Raw genomic sequence first — 23,217 nt, forward strand, 5'->3', positions numbered from 1 at the left:
CCCGGCTCAGCCCTGGCGGGCCTGAGCGATCGCGTAGAGCGTGATCGAGGCGGCGACGCCGGCGTTGAGCGACTCGAGGCCGGTGGCCATCGGGATCGAGACGAGGTGGTCGCAGGTCTCGGCGACCAGTCGGCCCAGTCCCTTGCCCTCGGAGCCGACCACCACGACCAGCGGGTTCTTCGAGAGGTCCACCTCGGGCTTGTCGAGGTCGGTCAGCGACAGGTCACCGTCGGCAGCGAGGCCGATCACCATGCAGCCGGCGTCCTGGTAGGCCTTCAGCTGGCGCACCAGGTTGACCGTCTGCGCGACCGGCAGGCGGGCCGCCGCACCGGCGGAGGTCTTCCAGGCCGATGCCGTCATGCCGGCGGCCCGACGCTCGGGGATGACCACGCCGTGCGCACCGAACCCGGAGGCCGAGCGCACGATCGCGCCGAGGTTGCGCGGGTCGGTGACCGAGTCGAGGACCACGATCAGCGGCTTCTCGTCGTTCGCCGCCGCGAAGTCGATCAGTTCGTCCGCGTCGGCGTACTCGTAGGCAGGGACGCGCGCGGCGAGGCCCTGGTGGACGGCGCCGCTGGTGAGGCGGTCCATCTCGCCGCGCGAGACCTCGAGCAGCGAGACGCCGCCGTCGGCCGCCAGCGCGAACGCCTCACGCAGCCGGGCGTCGCGCTCGGTGCCCTCGACGACGTACAGCGCGGTCACCGGCATGTGCGCGCGAAGCGCCTCGACCACGGAGTTGCGGCCGGCCACCCACTCGGAGTCGCCGCCCTTGGCGGTGCGGCGCTTCGGGCGCGCGGCAGCCGACTTGTCGACCTTGTTGATCTTCTTGTAGACCTTGTGGTTCGGGCGGTCCTTCGCCTTAGGCGTGGGGCCCTTGCCCTCGAGGCCGCGCTTGACGCGACCGCCGGAGCCGGCAGTGGGGTTGCCCTTGCCCGTCTTCTTGATGGCGCCTCGACGCTGGGAGTTCCCGGGCATGTCAGTTGTGCTCCACTTCAGTTGCTCGTGTCTGTCTCGAGAGACCACTTCGGACCGCTGGGCGTGTCCTCGATCTCGATGCCGGCCGCCTTGATGCGGTCGCGGATGGCGTCGGCGGTGGCGTAGTCCTTGGCCGCGCGCGCCTCGTTGCGTTGTTCCAGCAGGGTGTTGATGAGTACGTCGACGGCGGCGCTCAGCTTGTCCGTCTGGCCGGTCGAGCCGGTCGCGAACGACGGGTCCTGGGGGTCCAGGCCGAGCACGTCGAGCATGGCGCGCACCGAGGCCGCATTGCCCCGCAAGGCGTCAGTGTCGCCGGTGCCGATCAGCTTGTTGCCCTCGCGCACGACGTCGTGGATCGCGGCGACCGCGGCCGGCGTACCGAGGTCGTCGTCCATGGCGTTGACGAAGTCGGCGCAGAGCAGCCCACCGGTCGGCACCTCGCCGACCTCGGCGGCCGCGCGGGCCAGGAAGTTCTCGATGCGACGGAAGCCGACGGCGGCCTCGTCGAGCGCCTCGAAGCTGAACTCGACGTGCGAGCGGTAGTGCGCGGAGACCATGTAGAACCGCAGCTCGATGGGCCGCACCCGCTCGAGCACGTTGGGCACCAGCAGCGAGTTGCCGAGCGACTTGCTCATCTTCTCGCCGGAGGTGGTGATCCAGGCGTTGTGCAGCCAGTACGACGCGAACGGGTGCCCGGCCGCGCGGGACTGCGCCTGCTCGTTCTCGTGGTGCGGGAAGCGCAGGTCGAGGCCGCCGCCGTGGATGTCGAAGGCGGTGCCGAGGTACTTGCCGGCCATCGCCGAGCACTCGATGTGCCAACCCGGACGTCCCGGACCCCAGGGGCTCGGCCAGGCAGCGGTCTCGGGCTCGGTCTCCTTCTTCCACCCCTTCCACAGGGCGAAGTCACGGGGGTCGCGCTTGCCGCGCGGGTCGGCGTCGGCGGCCGCCTCCATGTCGTCGATGCGCTGCCCCGAGAGCTCGCCGTACGACGGCCAGGAGCGGACGTCGAAGTAGACGTCGCCCGAGCCGTCCTCGGCCGCGTAGGCGTGGCCGCGGGTGATCAGCTCGGAGATCAGCTCGACCATCTCGGGGATGTGACCGGTGGCCGCGGGTTCGTACGTCGGCGGGGCCACGTTGAGGGCGGCGTACGCCTTGGACAGCTCGCGCGCCATCTCGTAGGCGAGGTTGTACCAGGGGCGACCCTGCTCGGCGGCCTTGATCAGGATCTTGTCGTCGATGTCGGTGGTGTTGCGGATGAACGTGACCGCGTAACCAGAGGCACGCAGCCACCGTTGCAGCACGTCGAAGTTCACGCCCGAGCGGATGTGCCCGACGTGCGGCTCCGACTGCACCGTGAGCCCACACAGGTAGATGCCGACCTTCCCCTCCTCGAGGGGCACGAAGTCACGCACTTCGCGGGTCGCTGTGTCATAGAACTTGAGGCTCACCCGGGCAATCCTAGAGGTCCGGCCACCCCCCTGACGATTTCCGAGGCAGGAGGTCAGACGGTGTAGCCGCCGTCGACGTCCAGCTTCTGCCCCGAGATGAAGCCTGCGGCGTCGGAGGCGAGGAAGCAGACCGCCTCGGCGATGTCGCGGGCGTTGCCGAAACGGCGCAGCGGGATGTTGTCGCGGGTCACGTCGAGGGCGGCCTCGGACAGCTCGCCGGAGGTGATCAGGCGGGCCGCCATGCCGTCGGTGAGCATGCCCGGCCCGACCGCGTTGACCCGCACGCCGAACCGGCCCTCCTCGGCGGCCAGTCCGCGCACCAGCGCCTCGACCGCTCCCTTGGGCCCTGCGGAGAGGCCGTCGCGCACCGGGAAGCGGGCGGTCGCCGCCGTGGTGACCGCCACGATCGACCCGCCGTCGGCCCGCAGGTGGGTCAGCGCGGGATGCACGACGTTGAAGAACCCGCCCGCGTCGTCGGCCAGCTGGCGCGCCATGTCGTCGGGTGCCACGCGGGACAGGTGCACCATCGGCACGTGCGGTCCGGCCGCGTGGACCAGCGTGTGCAGGCCGCCGTACTCCTCGACGACCTTCGCCACCACGTCGGCGCAGTCGGTCGACGAGCCGACGTCGAGACGGTACGCCGAGGAGCGCACGCCCCACTCGCGGCAGGACGCCGCGGTCGTCGTACCGGCGGACTCGTTGGCGCGGAAGGTGACCGCGACGTTGCTGCCACGCTCGGCGAGCAACCGCGCGATCGCAGCACCGAGCCCGCCGCTGCCGCCGACGACGAGGGCCACTCCGTCTGAGGTGAAGGTCATGAGGCGCTGATCTCAATCTGGTGCCAACCGGTGGCACCATCCGGCCGGGTGTCGCGCTCGACCCCGGTCTGTGTCTCCCCGTCGGAGCCGACGGCCCGCACCAACACGGTGTGGTCGCCCTCCTCGAGATCGACCTCTGTCTTCCACTGGACCCAGGTGTCGGTGTTGGGACTCGAGCCGATGTCGACCCGCGTCCACTCGCCGCCGTTGATCGCCACCTCGACGCCGCTGATACCGGTGTGCTGCGCCCATGCGTGCCCGCCGATCCTGACGGTGCCAGTCTCGACGTCGTCGCCGTTCTCCGGCACGTCGATGCGGGAGGCGATCTTCACCGGACCCTTCTCGGACCAGCCCTTGTCGGTCCAGTAGGCCTCGAAGTCCTCGAACTTCGTGACCTCGATGTCGACCACCCACTTGCAGGCCGAGACGTAGCCGTACAGCCCCGGCACCAGGGTGCGCACGGGGAAGCCGTGGTCGATCGGCAGCGGCTCGCCGTTCATCGCGATCGCCAGCATCGCGTGCCGCTGGCGATCGGTGACCATGTCGAGCGGGGTGCCACAGGTCCAGCCGTCGTGCGAGGTCTGGAGGATCGCGTCGGCGTCGCCGGACACCCCGGCCTCCTCGAGCAGGTCCGCGAGCAGCACGCCGGACCACCAGGCGTTGCCGATCAGCGGTCCGCCGACCGGGTTCGAGACGCAGTTGAGGGTGATCCAGCGCTGGATCAGCGGCCGGTCGACCAGCTCCTGGTAGGTCAGGGTGATCTCGCGGTCGACCTTGCCGTGGATGCGCAGCGACCAGTCCTGCGGCTCGATCGTCGGCACCACGACGGCGGTGTGGATCTTGTAGAACTCCCCGGTCGGCGTCTTCCACGACGGCATGTCGGGGACGTCGACCATCGTGCCGCGCGGCGACTTGGGGTCGGTGACGGGAAGGTTCAGCAGGCGCCTGGTCTCCTCGACGTGACGCCGCTTGGCGCCGAAGTTCTGGCCGAAGATGCCCACCCCGATGCCGGCCACGCCGAGCACTCCGGAGCGGATCAGGAAGCTGCGCCGCGACTTGCCGTCGGACTGGGTGTCGTCCTCCGCATCGGCGTGGTGCAGTGGTTCGGTGAGGAACGACAACGCGACGATCCACGTGACCACACCCGCGGTCACCGGGAGGTAGTCGAGCGCGGTCGCGTCGAAGCGGGTGAGGACGGCGAGCAGGCCGACGGCGCCCATGCCCACCCAGACCAGGATCGGCTTCCACCACGAGTGCTCGGCCAGGCGCCCGGCCCACATCGCGAAGAGCATCATGATCAGGAAGATGACCACGACGAGGAACGGCTTGTCGTTGCTGCCGAGGACCTTGATCGCCCGCTCGGCGAGACCACCCGGCACGTGCTGGATGATCAGCTCGGCCACGGCCACCAGGGGCGAGGAGCGCAGGGTGAGCACCATCGTCGCCGCATGGCTGATCGCCAGTCCGGCCACACCGGCCACGGCGCCGGCAGCCGACCAGGCACCTCGGGGAGTCGTCACGCCGTCCATGGTCTCAGGCATGATCATCTCGTGACTTCGACCCCCCGCACAGGCATCGGCACCGACGTACACCGCTTTGCCGTCGATCGACCCATGATGCTGGCCGGTCTGGCCTGGCCCGACGAGCCGGCCGGGCTCGAGGGGCACTCAGACGCGGACGTCGCCGCGCACGCCGCCTGCGACGCACTGCTCTCGGCCGCCGGACTGGGCGACCTCGGCACGAACTACGGCACCGCAGAGCCCGAGTGGGCCGGTTCCTCGGGCAGCGCGCTGCTGGCCGAGACCGTACGACGCGTGCGCGCGGCCGGCTTCACGATCGGCAACGTGGCGATCCAGGTGATCGGCAACCGGCCACGCCTGGGCGACCGCCGTACCGAGGCCGAACGGGTGCTCTCCGAGGTGGTCGGCGCTCCCGTCTCGATCTCGGCCACCACCACTGACGGCCTCGGCCTCACCGGCCGCGGCGAGGGCGTCGCCGCGATCGCCACCGCCCTCATCGTCTGACCAAACGTGGGGTCAGGCGGCGAGGGTGTGGTCGCGGGTGCAGGCGAGATACCGGCGTACGACGAGCTCGGCGACCAGCGGGTCGGCACCGATCACATCCGCCACCACGGTCGCCCCGGCCGAGGCCGCCCGACGGCGCACCTGTCCGAGGAAGTGTCCGGGCGCCAGCAGGTAGGGCACGACGGCGACCCGCCCCCCGGCGCGCGCGGCCGCGACGGTGTCGTGCACCCGACGGCCGCGACCGCCGACGGTGGCCAGGTGCACCGGACCGTCCCAGCGACGCCGCAGCAACCGGGTCATCTCGGCGAGGTCGACCAGCGCCGCCGGATCGTTCGAGCCCGCGGCGGCCATCACCACCGGGTCGTCGGGTCGGGCGCCGGCCCCCAGCAGCCGCCGCACCATCACCTCGGCCAGCAGCGGGTGCGGGCCGAGAGGCCCGGCCAGCCGCACCGGGTACGCCGAGCGGGTCACCGCCCCCGGCAGGTCGACGCGGGTGTGGAATCCGGACGAGAGCAGCAGCGGTACGACGACCGTGGGGCCCTGGGCGCTCGTCATCACGTCGGCGAAGTGCGGCTGGCACAGCTCGACGTAGGACGCGGTGGCCGCGACGTCCAACCGGCGTCGGGCCTGGGCGGTGATCGCCACCGCGATCCGGTTGCCGGCCGACATCCTGGTGCCGTGCGCAACGGTGACCAGCGAGGGCCCGGCGGCGGGGCCGGCGTCCGGCAGTGCGGTGACCGCGCCGGTCATGGCGTCGCCAATCGGTAGCCCCGCTTCACCACTGTCTCTACGACGCGGGTGCCGAGCGCGGCACGCAACCGGGCCACGGCCATCTCGACCGCGTGCTCGGAGGCCGCCTGCCCCGTCGGCAGGGCGGCCAGGAGCTCCCGGCGAGGGACCACGTGACCGGGATTGACCGCCAGCGCCTGGAGCACCGCGAAGGGAGAGGGCGAGAGGTGCACCGCCACCCCGTCGAGCAGCACCTGGTCACCATGGAGCAACAGCACGTGGCCCGCTACGTCGAAGGCCTGCCCTGCCCGGCGTACCGGCAGCTCGGTCTCGAGCAGCTTCACCATCGCGGCGGTGCGGGCACGGTCCGGCTGGACCGTCGGCACGCCCCACATCTCGAACGCGGCGGCGGTCACCGGGCCGACACAGACGGCGACGACGTCGGCCTGGAACGCGGCGATCACCTCGTCGCGGCGGCCCATCGCGCCGGCGACGTCCATCAGGGACGCCACCGCCGGCGCCGCGGTGAAGGTGACCGCGTCGAGCTTGCGGTCGGCGATCAGGTCGACCATGCGGAAGACCGGTGCCGGGTCTGCAGGCCCCTCGACGCGGTAGACCGTGACCACGTCGACGGTGGCCCCCTGACGCCGAAGCGCGTGCGCGACGTTCGAGAGCGACTGGCCGTGCTCCTGCACGACGATCCGCCGGTCGGTCAGGTCGCGGCCACGCAGGTGGGCCAGCACGTCCTCGAAGCACTCCGACTCCGGCGCCCACAGCTCGCGCAGCCCGGCACGACGCAGCGCGCCGACCGACTTCGGGCCGCGGGCCAGGATCTCCGCACCGTTGAGGGACTCGAGGAGCGGCTCGAGCAGGCCCCACTCCTCCGCCGCCGCGAACCACGACTTCAGGCCGATGCCGGTGGTCGCGATGAACAGGTCGACGGGGGCGGTGAGCACCTGCTCGGTGGCTGCCCGCAGCGCCACCGCGTCGATCTTGTTCGGCTCCACCGACAGCACGGGCGCCCACTCGACCTGCGCACCGCGTCGCTCGAGGAGCGTGCGTTGCTCCTCGGCCTTCCGGGCGGCGGTGACGCCGATCCGGAAGGAGGCCAGCGGCCCGTCGACGGTCATGCGACCTCCAGGCGAGGCCCGACCTGTACGACGCCCGCAACCACGCGCACGTCGTACGACGGCACCTGGACGTGGTCGTCGTCGAGGCAGCGGCCGGTCCTCAGGTCGAAGGCGTGCTTGTGCATCGGCGAGGCGACGAACGGGATCTCGCCGCGGGTGCCGACGATGCCGCGGGCCAGCACGCTGGCCTTGGCGAACGGGTCATAGTTGCCGAGCGCGAAGACCTCGTTGTCATGGGTGCGGAAGATCGCCACCGCCTGCCCGTGCACCAGCGCCGTCGCACCGCGCTCCACCTCGAGGGCGGCGAGGTCGCAGATCGGCTCCCACTCCCGCGAGGTCACAGCGCACCCGCTCCGGTCGGGGCGCCCACGGGGATCGTGGCGCCGAGCGAGACCGGCTCCTCAGACTGCGACGGGACGATCTGGCCGCGCGTCGTGGAGAACGAGATGTTCGGGTCGGGAACACCCGGCGCGTTGACGAAGGAGACGAAGCGGGACATCTTCTCCTCGTCCTCGATGGTCTCCTTCCACTCGTCGAAGTAGGAGTCCACGTGCCGTGCCATCTCCGCCTCCAGTTCGGCGCCGAGACCCAGGGCGTCGTCCACCACGATCTCACGGACCCGCTCGAGCCCACCGTCGATCGTGCCGAGCCAGGTCGACGTACGTTGCAGCCGATCGGCGGTGCGGATGTAGTACATGAGGAACCGGTCGAGGTAGCGGACCAGGTCCTCGGAGCTCAGGTCGCTGGCCAACAGCTGTGCGTGCGCCGGGATCGCTCCCCCGTTGCCGCAGACGTAGAGGTTCCAGCCCTTCTCGGTCGCGATGACCCCGAAGTCCTTGCCCCGGGCCTCGGCGCACTCGCGGGCGCAGCCGCTGACGCCGCCCTTCAGCTTGTGCGGGCTGCGCAGCCCCCGGTAGCGCAGCTCGAGGTCGATCGCCATCTGCACCGAGTCCTGCACGCCGAAGCGGCACCAGGTCGAGCCCACGCACGACTTCACGGTGCGCAGCGACTTGCCGTAGGCGTGGCCCGACTCGAACCCGGCGTCGACGAGTCGCTTCCAGATCTGTGGCAGCTGCTCCATGCGGGCGCCGAACAGGTCGATCCGCTGCCCACCGGTGATCTTCGTGTAGAGGTCGAAGTCGCGGGCCACCTCACCGATCACGATCAGCTTGTCGGCGGTGATCTCGCCGCCGGGGATACGCGGGACGACGGAGTAGGTGCCGTTGCGCTGGATGTTGGCGAGGTAGGCGTCGTTGGTGTCCTGCAGGTTGGCGGTGGTCTTGTCGAGCACGTGGCCGTTGAACTGGCTGGCCAGGATCGACGCGACGGCCGGCTTGCAGATGTCGCAGCCACGACCGCGGCCGTGCGCGGTGACGATGTCGTCGAAGCGCTGGAAGCCGTGGACGGCGATGACGTCGAAGAGTTCCTGGCGGGTCAGGTCGAAGTGCTCACAGATGCCCTTGCTGACCGCCTTGCCGGCCGCCTCGAGCCGTTCGGCGAGCAGGTTCTTCACGATCGGCACGCATGAGCCGCACACCGTGCCGGCCTTCGTGCACGACTTCACGCACGGCAGGTCGGCGCAGCCCTCGGCGTCGATGGTGCCGCAGATGGAGCCCTTGGTGATGTTGTTGCAGGAGCAGACCACGGCCTCGTCGGGCATGCCCAGCTTCGCGGCCCCGCCCCCACGCGCGGCCGGGAGGATCAGCTCCTCCGGGTTCTCCGGCAGCGCCATGCCACTGGAGACCATCGGCCGCAGCACGCCGTACGCCGACGCATCGCCGACCAGCACGCCACCGAGCAGCCGATCCCCTTCCGAGGAGACGACGAGCTTCTTGTAGACGCCGGCAACGGCGTCGGCGAAGACCAGCTCGAGGGCACCCTCGGTGGCCGCGAACGCGTCACCGAAGCTGGCCACGTCGACACCGAGCAGCTTGAGCTTGGTGGACATGTCGGCACCGGTGAACTCACCCGGTCCCTCGAGCAGGCCGTCCACCGCGACCTCGGCCATCTGGTAGCCCGGCGCGACCAGGCCGTACATCTTCCCCCCGGGCGCCGCACACTCCCCGATGGCCAGGATCGACGAATCGCTGGTGCGCATCTGCGGGTCGACCAGGATGCCGCCACGCTCGGCGACCTCGAGGCCGCAGTCGCGGGCCAGCTGGTCCCGCGGACGGATGCCGGCGGAGAAGACCACCAGGTCGACCGGGAGCGGCTCGTCGGCGTCCTTGAACTTGAGCCCGCTGACCAGGCCGTCATCGTTGCCGTCGATGAACTCCGTCGTCACGCCGGTGTGCACGGTGAGGCCGAGCTGCTCGATGTGCCGCTTGAGAGTGGCACCACCGGCATCGTCGATCTGCACCGCCATGAGTCGCGGCGCCATCTCGACCACGTGGGCCTCGATCCCCAACTGGTGCAGGGCATTCGCGGCCTCGAGGCCGAGCAGCCCGCCGCCGATCACGGCACCGGACTTCGCGGTCCTCGAGGCCTCGCGGATCGCCTCGAGGTCCTCGATCGTGCGGTAGACGAAGACGTTGCCGAGGTCCTTGCCCGGCACCGGCGGCACGAACGGCGCCGCACCGGTGGCCAGCACGGCGACGTCGTAGTCCACGACCTCGCCGTCGGCCAGGGTCACCGTCTGCGCGTCACGGTCGATCGCGGTGACGGGGGTGTCGAGCACCAGCCGCACCCGCGGGTCGTCGTACGCACCGGAGGGCAGGTAGGAGAGCTGCTCGGCGCCGACCTCGAAGAACGAGGTGAGCGCCACCCGGTCGTACGCCGGACGCGGCTCCTCGCCGACCACCACGAGGTCGAACCGCTCGGTGAGGCCCCGCTCGATGGCAGCCTGGACGAAACGGTGACCGACCATGCCGTGCCCGATGACGACAAGTGTCTTGCGTGTGCTCATGAGGAGTCCTTCCTGACAACCTGTGACAGGAAGTTATGCGGCCCATGTTGACTGGAGGGTTTCGCTTTGTTTCGGGCATGAAAACCCTTCTTCACCGACCTGTCGCCAGTTCCGGTTGACCCGTCGCCAGTTCTCGAAACTCACGACGGGTCGATCCAAACTCACGACGGGTCGATCAGGACTCGTCCGTCAGCGGGCGAGCAGCTGCTCGACGACGGAGCTGCAGCCGCCGCAGCCGGTGGTGGCCCGGGTCGAGCCGCGCACCTCGTCGAGCGTGCGGCAGCCGCGGATCCGGCCGGCGCTGACGCCGGCGCAGGCGCAGACCTCCGCGTCGTCGGGCAGCTCCGTCGCCTCCGAGGCGGTCGCGCGCTCGGCGGAGAGGAGCTCCCCCGGCTCGTGCGCGCCCAGGATGGTGCGCCGGTCGTAGAGCTGGGTGATGAGTCCGACCCGGGCCAGGTCCCCGACCAGCGCGGCGGCGACGATCACCCCGCCCCGGACGACGAGCTTGCGGTGCGTCCCGGCGATCGGGTTGGTCACCTCGACCACCTCACCATCGGTGTGCTCCGGGTCCCCGAGCACGGCGACCTCCAGGTCGCTGGCCCTCAGCCGCGCCACCGAGCGTGATCCGTCGTACGCCACGTCGCCGCCACAGAGGTGCTCAGCGAGGACGACGGCCTGCTCCCAGGCAGGTGGCACGAACCCGGTCACCTTCCCCGCGAATTCGGCGCAGTCGCCGACAGCGTGCACCCGTGGGTCGGTGATCGAGGCGAGGTGGCCGTCGACCACGATCCCGCGCCGCACGTAGAGCTCCGCCTGCCGAGCCAGTGCCGTCGACGGGCGTCCGCCGGCGGTGAGGATGACCAGATCGGTCTCCAGGGTGTAGCCGTTGTCGAGCTTCAGACCTTCGTCGGTCAGGCGTACGGCGCGTGCGCCGGTGTAGACCTCCGTGCCGAGTTTCTTCAACCCACGCTTGAGAATCGAGCCCCCGCGCTCGTCGAGCTGGGTCGAGAGCAGGTGCTCCGTGCCCTCGACGATCTCGGTCGCGACGCCGCGCACGCTGAGGGCGCGCGCGACCTGGAGCCCGAGCAGTCCGCCGCCCACGACCACGGCACGTTGTCCCTCACGTTCCGCCAGTGCGGACAGCAGCCCGTTGCAGTCGGCAAGGCTGCGGAACGCGTGCACCTTCGGATGCAGCTGGCCGTCCATCTGCACCAGCCCGCGGATCGGTGGCAGCGTCGGGATGGCGCCGGTCGCCAGCACCAGCCGGTCCCAGGGGATCGTCGTCCCGTCGACCAGCATGACGTCGGACTCCTTGCGCGAGACCTGCAGCACCCGGCTGCCCAGGCGCAGGTCGACCCCCACCGAGGCGAACCACTCCGGGTCGCGCATGGTCAGGGCCTCGGCGCGGTGGGTGCCCTCGAGCACGGCCGACAGCAGGATCCGGTTGTACGCCGGCACCGGCTCCTCGCCGATCACGGTGATGTGTCCGTCGTACCGCCGCGCGACGAGCATCTCGACCAGCCGGGTGGCGGCCATCCCGTTGCCGACGATGACGAGCCGTTCGCTCATGACGCAGCCACCACGTCGGGCAGGTCACGACCGGACGCAATCAGATCGGCGCGCGACACCGCCACGGCGCAGGCCTTGAACTCGGGCATCCGCGAGGCGGGGTCGAGGGCGTCGTTGGTGAGGAGGTTGGCACCGACCCAGTGGAACGGCACGAAGACGGTGTCCGGGCGGATCGTGTCGACGACCCGCGCCGGTGCGGTCATCACGCCGCGTCGCGTGGCCAGCCGGACCTCCTCTCCGTCATACACCGACAGGCGCCGGGCCAGCATCGGGTGCAGCTCCACGAAGGGTCCGGTGTCGGGCAGGTCGCGCACCCGGCGGGTCTGGGCGCCGGACTGGTACTGCGCGAGCACCCGCCCGGTGGTCAGGTGCAGCGGATAGTCGGCGTCCGGCTGCTCGACCGCGCCCCGGTGCTCGACGACGTGGAAGCGGGCCCGACCGTCGGGGTGGCCGAAGGCCGTGAGGAACATCCGCGGTGTGCCCGCGTGGTCGGGTGAGGGGCAGGGCCAGAACACGCCCTGCTCGTCGCGGATCCGGTCGTAGGTGATCCCGGCGTAGTCGGCCTTGCCACCGGCGGAGGCCCGGCCCAGCTCGGCGAAGATCTCCTCCGGCTCGGTGGAGAAGTCGACCGGCGAGTCCAGCCTGGTCGCCAGCCCACGCAGGACGGCCAGGTCGCTGACCACTCCGGCCGGCGGCGTGATCGCCTGCTGACGCAGGATGACGCGTCCCTCGAGGTTGGTCATGGTGCCAGTCTCCTCCGCCCACTGCGTGACGGGCAGTACGACGTCCGCGCGCGCGGCGGTCTCGCTGAGCACGATGTCCGCGACGACCAGGAGGTCGAGGGCGTCCAGGCGTTGCGACACGAACGAGGCGTTGGGTGCGGAGACCACGATGTTGGAGCCGAAGACCAACAGGGCCTTCACCCCGTCCGGTTCACCGAGGGAGGAGAGCAGCTCGTAGGCCGATTTCCCCTTGCCAGGCAGGGAATCGGGGTCGATGCCCCACACCGACGCGACGTGCGCGCGAGCCTCCAGGTCGTCGATCATGCGGTAGCCGGGCAGCTGGTCGGCCTTCTGCCCGTGCTCGCGTCCCCCCTGCCCGTTGCCCTGCCCCGTGAGGCAGCCGTAGCCGGCGTACTCCTTGCCGCACATGCCCAGTGCCAGCGCCACGTTGATCCAGCCCAGCACCGTGTCGGAGCCGGACGCGTGCTGCTCCGCGCCGCGGGCGGTCAACACCATCACCTTGTCCGCGGAGCCCAGCAGCGCAGCCAGGGAACGGATCTCCGACGCCGGCACCCCCGTCACGCGTTCGGCCCGCTCGGGCCACCACGACGCCACCGAGTCGCGCACGGACGAGAAGCCCGTCGTCCGAGCCTGGACATAGTCCGAGTCGACGTTGCCGTCGGCGACGACCTGGTGGAGCACGGCCTGCGCGAGCGCGAGGTCGGTGCCCGGAACGGGCTGCACGAACACGTCGGCCTGCGCGGCGGTCGAGGTCTGGCGGGGGTCGATCACCACGACCTTGCCGCCCCGCTCACGCAGTGCGGCGAGGTGACGCGCGGCCGGCGGCATGGTCTCGGCCAGGTTCGACCCGACCAGCACGACGACGTCGGGCTGCTCGATGTCCGCAAGGGGAAAGGGCAGACCGCGGTCGAGACCCAGTGCCCGGGTGCCTGCAGAGGCGGCCGACGACATGCACCAGCGACCGTTGTAGTCGATCTGGCTGGTGCCGATCGCGACCCTGGCGAACTTGCCCAGCTGGTAGGCCTTCTCGTTGGTCAGCCCGCCCCCACCGAAGACGCCGATCGCGTCGGCCCCGTGAGCGTCGCGCACGGCGAGCAGGCGGTCGCCGATCAGGTCGAGGGCCTCCTCCCACGACGCCGGCGCCAGCTCCCCGGTCTCGGCGGAGCGCACCAGTGGCTGGGTCAACCGCTCGCGATGCCTGTGCAACCCGGTCGACGTCCAGCCCTTGCGGCACAGGGCCCCCTGGTTGACCGGGAACTCCGGCCACTCGGTGACCTCGAGGGCGGCCCGTGCGGGGGCGGGCTTCGCGCCGGTCGAAGCCCCGACGGAGGCCCCGGCCGGCGCGAGCCGCATCCCGCACTGCAGCGAGCAGTAGGGACAGTGGGTCTCGGTGCTCATGCAGGTCCTAGATTCCGGCGCCGGCCAGGCTCGGCACCCGGCCGACCAGGAACGCGCGTCGGGTGTAGAAGAACCACGTCACGCCCAGACACACGGCGTAGAAGGCGGTGAAGACGAGGAAGGCACCCCTGACGGCCGACACCGGGTCCTCGATCCACGGGGCACCGAACGTCATCGGGATCAGGAAGCCGCCGATGGCGCCCACGGCCCCGGCGATGCCGATCACGGCCGACGACTCCTTGGTCGCGCGGGCCAGTGCGTCGGCCTGCTCGGGGGTGCCCTCCGCGGTGGTGGTGCGGGCCTGGCGGGCCCAGATCAGCGGGATCATCCGGTACGTCGACCCGTTGCCGATGCCGCTGGCCGCGAAGACGAAGAGGAAGAAGCCGAGGAACCAGGGGAACCACTGCTGGTTCTCCTCGGCGATCGCCACGCTCGCGGTCGGGTTCGGGGTGAGCTGCGAGAGGGTCCACAGCACCGCCAGCGTGCCGGCGATCATCGCGCCGAACGTGAAGAGGGTGACCCGCGCGCCGCCGTACTTGTCGGCCAGCCAGCCACCGAAGGGGCGGGCCACCGAGCCGACCAGTGCGCCGAGGAAGGCGTAGTAGGCGAAGTTGATGCCGGCGCCGGCACCGTCGGCGGTGGGCACCCAGAAGTTGAGCTTGATCAGCAGCGGCATCGCGGCGGAGTAGCCGATGAACGAGCCGAAGGTGCCGATGTAGAGGAACGACATCACCCACGTGTGCTTGTACTTCACGACGGCCAGCTGCTCGCGCGGCTTGGAGCGGGCGGCGGCCAGGTTGTTCATGAAGAACCAGGCGCAGACCGCACCCAGCACCGCGAGTGCGGCGTACAGGTAGCCGGCACGCTGCAGGGCCAGGCCGCTCTCGCTCGCCTTGACCAGGCCGAAGGCACCCGCGCCACCGACCACGATCGGCAGGAAGAACTGGATCACCGCGACGCCGAGGTTGCCGCCGGCCGCGTTGAGGCCCAGCGCCGTGCCCTTGCGCTTGGCCGGGTAGAAGAAGTTGATGTTCGCCATCGAGGAGGCGAAGTTGCCGCCGCCGAAGCCGGCTGTCGCCGCGATCACCAGGAAGACCCAGTACGGCGTCTCGGGGCGCTGCACGAAGTGCGCGAACAGCAGGGTCGGGATCAGCAGCAGCGTGGCGCTGACCACCGTCCAGTTGCGCCCGCCGAACTTGGGCACCGCGAAGGTGTAGGGCAACCGGATCAGCGACCCGACCAGGTTGGGTACGGCGACCAGCAGGAACAGCTGCGACGTGGTGAAGTCGAAGCCGACCTTGAGCAGCATGGCGGCGCTGACGCTCCACAGCAGCCACACGGAGAAGCCGAGGTGCTCGGAGAAGATCGACCAGATCAGGTTGCGGCGGGCGACCTTGGCGCCGCCGTTCTCCCAGAACTCGGGCTCCTCGGGGCGCCAGTCCTCGATCCAGGTGCCGCCCTTCATGGCGGACGGCGCGGGCCGGGAGGGCAGGGGTGCGGTGGTGGTCACGATCGACTCCTCGAGTGTGCGGATGTCGAGGAACCTAGGCAGTGCAGATTTCGGGCCGGGAACGGTTTGTTTCACGCAGGTGTCAACTTGTCCTCACCACCTCACGGCCACTGGACAAGCGTCCGCCGACCCGTCGCCAGTTCCGATCGACCCGTCGCCAGTTTCCATCCCTGGTCGCAGTTCACGACAGGTCAACCGCAGTTCACGACAGGTCAACCGCAACTCACGACGGGTCGATGGAATGACGAGAGCCCCACGGCCCTGGGGACCGTGGGGCTCTTGCGTGAAACAGGGATCAGGAAGCGAGGACCTCGTCGAGGATCGCCTCTGCCTTGTCTTCGTTGGTGTGCTCGGCCAGGGCCAGCTCGGAGACGAGGATCTGGCGTGCCTTCGCCAGCATCCGCTTCTCACCGGCGGACAGGCCGCGGTCACGCTCACGGCGCCACAGGTCGCGAACGACCTCGGCAACCTTCATCACATCACCCGAGTGCAGCTTCTCGAGGTTCGCCTTGTAGCGACGCGACCAGTTCGTCGGCTCCTCGACGTGCGCGGCACGAAGGACGTCGAACACGCGGTCGAGGCCCTCCTTGTCCACGACGTCACGAACCCCGACCAGGTCGAGGTTGCAGGCAGGAACCCGAACGACAAGGTCCTGCTGTGCGACGATGCGGAGAACCAGGTATTCCCTGTCTTCTCCCTTGATGGTGCGCGTCTCGATGTCCTCGATGACAGCCGCTCCGTGATTTGGGTAAACAACCGTTTCGCCGACGGTAAATGTCATGTGCCAAGTACCCCTTCCTAGGTGACCAGTCTAACACGAGTTCTAGACACCCCTTTCCACGTTTGCGCAGGTCAGGTGCCCAATCCGGGCTTGACAGAACCGCATTGCCTGTGGTGGGCAAGTGTTCTCGAGGCCTCGATCGGGCGCCGCCGCCGTACCGCACTGGCGCGTCGAATCCCTGCAATCACGGGCCCCTTGGTCAATACTTCGGCCTATGTCTGCCAAGAACTACAAGCCCGCACGACGCGTCCGTTCGTCGCGCGCCGACGGCACACCGGGCGCGGTCTTCGAGCTCGGTCGGAGCCTGCCCGTCGCGTTGTTCCGGGCCAGCCACCCGCGGCAGGCAGTGCTGGTCACGCTCGGCCTCACGGTCGCTGCCGCCCTGGCCGGCCGCCCCACGCGCGAGGTCGGCCTGGTGCTGGCCACCGCACTCGTCGGACAGGTGCTGCTCGGCTGGCACAACGACCTCGTCGACGCCGACCGCGACAAGTCCCACGCCCGCGAGGGAAAGCCCGTCGCCGCGGGCTACCTCGAGAAGGGCACGGTGGTCTTCTCGATCGCCGTCGCGGCACTGCTGGTGATCCCGCTGGCGATCTCCCACGGCCTCACGTCCGGCCTGACCTGGCTGGGCATACTGCTGATCGCCATGCTCACCAACGCCGGGCTGCTGCGTCGCAGCCAGTTCTCCTACCTGCCCTGGATGGCCACGTTCGGCCTGTTCCCCGCGTTCCTGTCGTACGGCGGCTGGGGTGGCGACGGCGCGGGTGGTCCGCCGACCCTGGCCCTCACCGTGTGCGCCGCACTGCTCGGCATCGGCGTCCACCTGCTCGTCTCCCTGCCCGGCCTGGTCGACGACAACAAGGACGGTACGACGAGCTTCCCGCTCCGGATCGCGTTGAGGACGGGGGCTCCGAAGCTGATGGTGATCGCCGTCATCTACACGATCGTGGTCGGGGCAGCGCTGATCGCGACCGCCCTCACCGTCGGCCTCGTGCAGTGAATGAATGAGGCGTGAACCCGCCGCCGGGTCGGGATGCGGACACCGCGAGCCCGGCATCTCCCACTCGGAATATGTCGTCTAGGCTGTGACCCGACTGCGGTCCGGTCAGACACGGCCCGCCGACGACACCAAAGGCCTTCAGATGCTGCTTCGCAACCGGATTGCCCGCGCCATCGCTGCCGGCACCTTCGTGCTCGCCGCGCCCATGCTGGCGTCGTGTGGCTTCAACTACGCCACGGACAAGGTCTACACGCCGGCTCCCGGCGCGAACAACCGTGACCACGCCGTCGACGTGCTCAACGCCGTGATCGTCGCCACCGCCGACGGCGAGGGCACCCTGGTGACCACGCTGTCGAACAACGACCTCGAGAACGAGGACACGCTCACCGGCATCACCGGCGAGGGTGTCACCGCCCAGGTCAAGGGCAAGGTCACCGTCGCCCCCGGCGGCGCCACCCGCATCGCGAACACCACCGACGACCTGCCCGCCGCCAGCGGCGACTCGGTCGACGGCATCAAGGTCACCGGCGACTTCAAGATCGGCGGCTGGGCCACCCTGACGCTGAGCTTCAGCCACTCCGACCCCGTGAAGGTGGAGGTGCCGATCGTGGCCAACGCCGGCCAGTGGGCCGGCCAGGACGGCGACGAGCTGACCGAGGGCCAGGAGGTCGGCCACTCGGGCGAGGAGCACGCCACCGAGGGCGACGACCACTGATGACCTACACCCTCATCCTGCTCCGCCACGGCGAGAGCGAGTGGAACGCGAAGAACCTCTTCACCGGCTGGGTCGACGTGGCCCTGACCGAGAAGGGCCGCGCCGAGGCCGTCCGCGGCGGTGAGCAGCTGGTCGCCGCAGGCCTGTTGCCCGACGTGGTCCACACGTCGCTCCAGCGCCGCGCGATCAACACCGCCGTGCTCGCCCTCGATGCCGCGGACCGCCACTGGATCCCGGTCAGGCGCAGCTGGCGCCTCAACGAGCGCCACTACGGCGCCCTGCAGGGCAAGGACAAGAAGCAGACCCTCGCCGAGTACGGCGAGGAGCAGTTCATGACCTGGCGCCGCTCGTTCGACACCCCGCCTCCGCCGTTGGCCGACGACGACGAGTTCTCCCAGGTGGGCGATCCCCGCTATGCCGACCTGGGCGACGAGATGCCCCGCACCGAGTGCCTCAAGGACGTCATCGCGCGACTGCTCCCCTACTGGGAGTCCGACATCGTCGCCGACCTGCGCGCCGACAAGACGGTGCTGGTCGCCGCCCACGGCAACAGTCTGCGCGCGATCGTCAAGCACCTCGACGGCATCAGTGACACCGACATCGCCGGGTTGAACATCCCCACCGGCATGCCGCTGGTCTACCGCCTCGACGACGACCTCGCACCGACGGTCAAGGGTGGCGAGTACCTCGACCCCGAGGCCGCCGCCGAGGCCGCCGCCGCCGTGGCCAACCAGGGCCGCTGACCACCCACCCCGCGAGTAACGCTCCGTCCATGCTGCTTTGCACCCTGCTGGCGGGGGTCGAAGTGTCCGCAGGGGCGCAGCAGACCAGCGGTCAGAGCGACTCGCTCTGACGCACGTGCACGCCGGGGTCGGCGGCCACCGCTGACCCGACGAGTGCCGCGGCCACCCGGTCGACGTGCACGGGACGATATCGGGCCGGCATCAGCGGCTTGATCGCGCGACTGGCCTCGACGAGGTGGTCACCGATGCCGGTCGCACGGGTGCGGACACCACCGACCAGGCCGGCAGGGCGCAGCAGGGTCAGCGACTCGAAGCCGCACTTCTCGAGAGCGTTCTCAGTCTCGCCCTTCACCCGCAGGTAGAACGTGTGCGACCTCTCGTCGGCGCCCACCGACGAGACCAGTGCGTACGACGACGCCCCGGCCTGGCGGGTCAGTTCGGCAACCCGGAGTGGGAGGTCGTGGTCGACCTGTCGGAACGCGTCACGCGAGCCAGCCAGCTTGCGCGTCGTACCCAGGGCGCAGGCGACGGCGTCGACGCTCCAGATGTCGCTGTCCCCGGGCAGGTCGTGGAAGTCGAGCACCGGGTTGGTCAGACCGTCGCGCTCGGCGAGGGGACGCCGGGTGGGGGCGACGACGCGGTCGACCCGGGTGTCGGCGAGGGCCATCTCGAGAGCTCGGGAGCCCACGGCACCCGTGGCGCCGAGGATGAGGAGTGTGGTCACTGATGCAGGCTATGCGACCCACCCGGGTCGATCACGAGTCGGACCCGATCACGCGTGGAGGCTCAGCAGCAGGCGGCCTGCCGGGAGCGTGCTGCTAGATTTCGACGCTCGGGGAGATGGGTTGGGGCACGATCGGAGAACCGTGCCCGCGCTGATCACACGCCCCAACGACTTCGCCACCGCGCTGCGCGAAGCGGTCGAACGCAGCGGGCTGTGTCTGGAGAACATCCAGCAGCGTCTCGCCGAACGCGGGGTCGAGGTCAGCGTCGCCACGCTGAGCTACTGGCAGAGCGGCAACCGGGTCCCCGGCCGCAAGCGCTCGCAGATGGTCGTCGCCCACCTCGAGAGCGTGCTCGGCCTGGCCCCACGCAGCCTGCGGGTGCTGGTCCCGGCACCACGTCCACGAGGCCCCGTCCGGGCCCCGAAGCAGGTCGGCCTGGTGCCGCGCTTCGTCGAGCGCGAGGCCGTACGTCGCATCGCCGAGAAGGTGCAGGCACACTCGGGCGGCCAGCACCTGACACGGATCAGCCAGCACGACGTCGTACGCCTGGACGCCGCGCGACGCATCGAGTCGGTGCGCATCCGCACCGTCGCCCGGGCCGACGCCGACGGCCTCGAGGGCATCGGGGTCACCCAGTTCTTCGAGGACCGCACCGCCGGGACCCCCTGGCTCACCGTCCATGCCGGCGCCGAGGTCGCCTCCCGGCACGTCGACACGGCCCACCGGGTGCTCGGCACGGAGCTGCGCTTCGCCCAGTCCTTGAGCCGTGGCGACACCGTCGTGCTCGACTACGAGATCACCGCCGACGGGCCCGGCCCGCTCGACACGTCGTACGACGCCAGCTGTGCGCGTGCGATCCGCGAGTACGTCGTCGAGGTGCACTTCCCGACGAATGACCTGCCGGAGTGGGTGGAGGCCTACCACCGGCCCCGTGACGAGGGTGGCGACTCGGCCCGGCGGGTGACCGTCGACTCGCTGGGGCACGCGCACTACGTGGTGCTCGACTGTGCCCCCGGCACGACCGGGCTCGCCTGGCACTACTGACCTTCGGGTCGGCCCGTCCACGAGTCAAAAGTTAACAAGCCCGCCTCTCTTGCCTGCCGGCGTACGACGACACAAGGTCGAAGGCAGTGTCGACTCCGGCACCAACTCGGGAAAGAGAGATCAATGAGTCACAACCTCATCTCGCGCAGGCGCCGCACACTGGTGGCCTCCGCGACGATCGCCCTCATGTGCCTCGCGCCGACCGCGCAGGCATTCGGGGGCGACGACGACGTCCAGAAGCCGCGCGAAGACCGCTCGTCCGACCTCCAGGCCCAGCAGCGCAACAGCGCCAAGACGGTCACCGTCAAGGAGCAGAAGCAGCTGCTGTCCCGGGCCCGCTCCGGCGAGGCGACGATGGCGAAGAAGATCGGGCTCCCGGCCAGCCAGGAGCTCACCGCCACCGACGTGGTCAAGGACACCGACGGCGTCACGCACACCCGCTACCAGCGCACCTACCAGGGCATGCGGGTCATCGGCGGCGACATGATCGTCCACGCCAACGCCAAGGGAGCGGTGACCGGCGTCCAGCACGCCAGCCGGGCCGCGGTGAAGCCGACCAGCAGCACGGCCAAGGTCAGCAGGGCCAGGGCCCTCGACGCGGGCGTCCGCACGGCCGGCTACAAGGTCACCGGCAAGTCCGCGGAGCAGGTCGTCTTCGCGACCGACGGTGGCGACCGGCTGGCCTACGACGTCGTCGTGAAGGGTGTGAAGAAGGACCAGACGCCCAGCCGCCTGCACGTCATCGTCGACGCCCAGACCGGCAAGACCCTGGCCAGCTGGGACGAGATCCACACCGGCACCGGCCACGGAATCTTCGTCGGCGAGGTCGAGATCGGCACCAAGGCCGTCAGCGGTGGCTTCGAGATGACCGACACCGAGCGCGGCAACGGCACGACCATAGACCTCGGCAACGGCGAGTCCGGCGGCTCGGTGATGACCGATGAGGACGACGACTGGGGCGACGGAACGATGGCCGACCCGCACTCGGCCGGTGTCGACGCGCACTACGGCGCCGCGCAGACGTGGGACTACTTCCTCGACAAGCACGGCCGCCACGGCATCTTCGACGACGGCGTCGGCGTCCCCTCGCGGGTCCACTACGGCGACAACTACGTCAACGCCTTCTGGGACGGCCAGCAGATGACGTACGGCGACGGCGAGAACAACGAGAACCCGCTCACCGAGCTGGACGTGGCCGGCCACGAGATGAGCCACGGTGTCACCGAGGCGACCGCCGGGCTGGTCTACTACGGCGACGCGGGCGGCCTCAACGAGTCCACCAGCGACATCTTCGGCACCGCGGTGGAGTTCAACGCCAACAACGCAGAGGACGTCGGCGACTACCTGATCGGCGAAGAGATCGACATCAACGGCAACGGGACACCCCTGCGCTACATGGACCAGCCCTCCAAGGACGGTGCCAGCTACGACTGCTGGACCCCCGAGATCGGCAACGACGACCCGCACTACACCTCGGGTCCGGGCAACCACTTCTTCTACCTGGCCTCCGAGGGCTCGGGCGCGAAGGAGATCAACGGGGTCAGCTACGACAGCCCCACCTGTGACGACTCGACCGTCGAGGGCATCGGCCGTGAGAACGTCGAGCAGATCTGGTTCAAGGCCCTCGACGCCTACATGACCTCGACCACGACCTACCCCGAGGCGCGTGACGCGACGGTGCAGGCCGCGACCGACATCTACGGTGCCGACAGCGCTGAGTGCGCCGGAGTCGAGAAGGCATGGGACGGCGTGGGCGTGCCGGAGAACGACGTCGCCTGCACCGGCGGCGGAACCGACCCGGAGCCGGGCACCTGCCCGGACCTCACGCTCACCGACAACGGCAGCCTGACCGGCACGAACGACTACTCGTACGAGCCGGGCGCCGAGGGTTACTACACCTCGGCCGCTGCGGGCACGCACAAGGCGTGCCTCGACGGTCCGGAGGGCACCGACTACGACCTCTACCTGGAGAAGTGGAACGGCAGCTCGTGGGTGCGGGTGGCCAAGAGTGACTCCTCGAGCTCGCATGAGGAGATCACCTATGAGGGCACGGCGGGTTCCTACTCGTACGTCGTCCAGTCCTACCGCGGATCGGGCGACTACTCGATGAGGCTCTCCAAGCCCTGACCGACGACCGGGTCCCCCGAGGGCCTGGCCGAGAAGGGCATCGGCCCGCACTCCACAGTGGAGTGCGGGCCGACGTCTTGTCCTTGCGGTCCCAGCCTGGACTCAGTCGTCGACGACGGTCTCGCCGGTCACCACGAAGACCACCCGACGGGCGACCGAGACGGCGTGGTCCGCGATCCGCTCGTAGTAGCGGCCCAGCAGGGCCAGGTCGACGGCCGGCTCGACACCGTGGGTCCACTCCGAGCTGAGCAGCTCACGCAGGGAGTTGCGGCGCAGGCGGTCCATCTCGTCGTCGTCCTGGGCCAGCTCGGCGGCGGCCTCGACGTCGCGCTTCTCGATGATCTCCGCGGTCTTCGCGGTCATCATCTCGGCCACCGTGGCCATCCGGCGGATGGTCGGCTCCGCCTGCGCCGGTACGGCGACCGACGGGACGCGCAACCGGGCGATCTTGGCGACGTGCACGGACAGGTCGCCCATGCGCTCGAGCTCGGCCACCATGCGCAGCGCGGCGACCACCGTGCGGAGGTCGCCGGCGACCGGCTGCTGCAGCGAGAGCAGCTCGAAGGACTTGTCCTCCACCGCCTCCCGGGCGAGGTCGATCGCCTTGTCGCCGCTGATCACCTCCTCGGCGATGTGCACGTCACCGGTCATCAAGGCTTCGGTGGCACGCGACACGGCGTGCTGGACCTGGCGGGCGATGCCCGCAAGGTCGACAAAGATGGAATCGAGTTCGTCATGGAAGGCCTCACGCATGCGGGAGACAGTAAGGGGCGCAAGTGACCAGCCGTCGCTGATGCGTGAACTGGGGATGAACAGTGTGAAGCATTGGACTC

20 protein-coding genes are annotated in these 23,217 nt (G+C 69.9%); 6 read left to right on the forward strand and 14 right to left on the reverse strand.

What is annotated here, in order from left to right:
• Positions 1 to 6: 6 nt before the first annotated feature.
• Genes rlmB through ASD66_RS03855 form a run of 4 tightly spaced genes read right to left on the reverse strand, consistent with a single transcriptional unit; the run spans position 7 to position 4,782 of the window.
• Positions 7 to 975: a 23S rRNA (guanosine(2251)-2'-O)-methyltransferase RlmB gene (gene rlmB / locus ASD66_RS03840; RefSeq protein WP_056890075.1), complete on the reverse strand. Its 969-nt coding sequence runs from the start codon at positions 973 to 975 to the stop codon at positions 7 to 9.
• 17 nt (positions 976 to 992) lie between these two features.
• A complete protein-coding gene (cysS, locus tag ASD66_RS03845) occupies positions 993 to 2,423 on the reverse strand; it encodes a cysteine--tRNA ligase (RefSeq protein ID WP_056890076.1) in 1,431 nt (476 codons plus the stop codon).
• Positions 2,424 to 2,476: 53 nt separating this feature from the next.
• Positions 2,477 to 3,241, reverse strand: a complete 765-nt coding sequence (locus ASD66_RS03850) for an SDR family NAD(P)-dependent oxidoreductase (protein WP_056890077.1) — start codon at positions 3,239 to 3,241, stop codon at positions 2,477 to 2,479.
• On the reverse strand, positions 3,238 to 4,782 hold the full coding sequence (locus tag ASD66_RS03855) for a molybdopterin-dependent oxidoreductase (protein ID WP_235529954.1): 1,545 nt from the start codon (positions 4,780 to 4,782) through the stop codon (positions 3,238 to 3,240). The genes ASD66_RS03850 and ASD66_RS03855 overlap by 4 nt, the downstream gene beginning before the upstream one ends.
• Before the next feature lie 9 nt (positions 4,783 to 4,791).
• On the opposite strand from ASD66_RS03855, the gene ispF reads away from it, so the two are divergent.
• A complete protein-coding gene (gene ispF / locus ASD66_RS03860) occupies positions 4,792 to 5,265 on the forward strand; it encodes a 2-C-methyl-D-erythritol 2,4-cyclodiphosphate synthase (RefSeq protein WP_235529955.1) in 474 nt (157 codons plus the stop codon).
• 12 nt (positions 5,266 to 5,277) lie between these two features.
• Here ispF and ASD66_RS03865 read toward each other — a convergent pair whose 3' ends face one another.
• The 8 genes from ASD66_RS03865 to ASD66_RS03900 all read right to left on the reverse strand — a co-directional run bounded on the left by ASD66_RS03865 (position 5,278) and on the right by ASD66_RS03900 (position 16,030).
• Positions 5,278 to 6,015, reverse strand: a complete 738-nt coding sequence (locus ASD66_RS03865; RefSeq protein ID WP_056890078.1) for a sirohydrochlorin chelatase — start codon at positions 6,013 to 6,015, stop codon at positions 5,278 to 5,280.
• A complete protein-coding gene (locus ASD66_RS03870) occupies positions 6,012 to 7,124 on the reverse strand; it encodes a uroporphyrinogen-III synthase (RefSeq protein WP_056890079.1) in 1,113 nt (370 codons plus the stop codon). The genes ASD66_RS03865 and ASD66_RS03870 overlap by 4 nt, the downstream gene beginning before the upstream one ends.
• The gene (gene nirD / locus ASD66_RS03875) at positions 7,121 to 7,465 is read right to left on the reverse strand and encodes a nitrite reductase small subunit NirD (protein WP_056685357.1); all 345 of its coding nucleotides are present in this window, start codon (positions 7,463 to 7,465) and stop codon (positions 7,121 to 7,123) included. Before nirD ends, ASD66_RS03870 begins: the two co-directional genes overlap by 4 nt.
• On the reverse strand, positions 7,462 to 10,029 hold the full coding sequence (nirB, locus tag ASD66_RS03880) for a nitrite reductase large subunit NirB (protein WP_056890080.1): 2,568 nt from the start codon (positions 10,027 to 10,029) through the stop codon (positions 7,462 to 7,464). The genes nirD and nirB overlap by 4 nt, the downstream gene beginning before the upstream one ends.
• A gap of 189 nt (positions 10,030 to 10,218) precedes the next feature.
• Positions 10,219 to 11,598: an FAD-dependent oxidoreductase gene (locus ASD66_RS03885; protein ID WP_056685351.1), complete on the reverse strand. Its 1,380-nt coding sequence runs from the start codon at positions 11,596 to 11,598 to the stop codon at positions 10,219 to 10,221.
• Entirely contained in the window at positions 11,595 to 13,739 is a 2,145-nt protein-coding gene (locus ASD66_RS03890) for a molybdopterin oxidoreductase family protein (protein ID WP_056685350.1), read from the reverse strand. The genes ASD66_RS03885 and ASD66_RS03890 overlap by 4 nt, the downstream gene beginning before the upstream one ends.
• A 7-nt stretch (positions 13,740 to 13,746) precedes the next feature.
• Positions 13,747 to 15,249 (reverse strand): MFS transporter, encoded by a 1,503-nt coding sequence (locus ASD66_RS03895; RefSeq protein WP_321163491.1) that lies wholly within the window; start codon positions 15,247 to 15,249, stop codon positions 13,747 to 13,749.
• A gap of 295 nt (positions 15,250 to 15,544) precedes the next feature.
• On the reverse strand, positions 15,545 to 16,030 hold the full coding sequence (locus ASD66_RS03900) for a CarD family transcriptional regulator (protein WP_056685347.1): 486 nt from the start codon (positions 16,028 to 16,030) through the stop codon (positions 15,545 to 15,547).
• A gap of 214 nt (positions 16,031 to 16,244) precedes the next feature.
• On the opposite strand from ASD66_RS03900, the gene ASD66_RS03905 reads away from it, so the two are divergent.
• From ASD66_RS03905 to ASD66_RS03915, 3 genes are all read left to right on the forward strand, one after another.
• Complete coding sequence (locus ASD66_RS03905; RefSeq protein ID WP_056685345.1) at positions 16,245 to 17,030, forward strand: UbiA family prenyltransferase; 786 nt, start codon at positions 16,245 to 16,247, stop codon at positions 17,028 to 17,030.
• A 142-nt stretch (positions 17,031 to 17,172) separates the two neighbouring features.
• Entirely contained in the window at positions 17,173 to 17,745 is a 573-nt protein-coding gene (locus ASD66_RS03910; protein ID WP_056685342.1) for a hypothetical protein, read from the forward strand.
• A complete protein-coding gene (locus tag ASD66_RS03915; protein WP_056685339.1) occupies positions 17,745 to 18,488 on the forward strand; it encodes a phosphoglyceromutase in 744 nt (247 codons plus the stop codon). The genes ASD66_RS03910 and ASD66_RS03915 overlap by 1 nt, the downstream gene beginning before the upstream one ends.
• A 91-nt stretch (positions 18,489 to 18,579) precedes the next feature.
• Here ASD66_RS03915 and ASD66_RS03920 read toward each other — a convergent pair whose 3' ends face one another.
• Complete coding sequence (locus ASD66_RS03920; RefSeq protein WP_200949848.1) at positions 18,580 to 19,212, reverse strand: NAD(P)H-binding protein; 633 nt, start codon at positions 19,210 to 19,212, stop codon at positions 18,580 to 18,582.
• A gap of 142 nt (positions 19,213 to 19,354) precedes the next feature.
• Here ASD66_RS03920 and ASD66_RS03925 point away from each other — a divergent pair, with 142 nt between their 5' ends.
• Together ASD66_RS03925 and ASD66_RS03930 are read left to right on the forward strand one after the other, a co-directional pair.
• Positions 19,355 to 20,257, forward strand: coding sequence for a hypothetical protein (locus ASD66_RS03925; protein WP_056685336.1), 903 nt, complete (start codon positions 19,355 to 19,357; stop codon positions 20,255 to 20,257).
• Positions 20,258 to 20,380: 123 nt separating this feature from the next.
• The gene (locus ASD66_RS03930; protein WP_082563995.1) at positions 20,381 to 22,384 is read left to right on the forward strand and encodes a M4 family metallopeptidase; all 2,004 of its coding nucleotides are present in this window, start codon (positions 20,381 to 20,383) and stop codon (positions 22,382 to 22,384) included.
• Positions 22,385 to 22,486: 102 nt separating this feature from the next.
• Here ASD66_RS03930 and phoU read toward each other — a convergent pair whose 3' ends face one another.
• Complete coding sequence (phoU, locus tag ASD66_RS03935; protein WP_056890081.1) at positions 22,487 to 23,137, reverse strand: phosphate signaling complex protein PhoU; 651 nt, start codon at positions 23,135 to 23,137, stop codon at positions 22,487 to 22,489.
• Positions 23,138 to 23,217 lie beyond the last annotated feature (80 nt).

The organism is Nocardioides sp. Root151 (assembly GCF_001427925.1).
In the GTDB taxonomy this organism is placed as follows: Bacteria; Actinomycetota; Actinomycetes; order Propionibacteriales; family Nocardioidaceae; genus Nocardioides.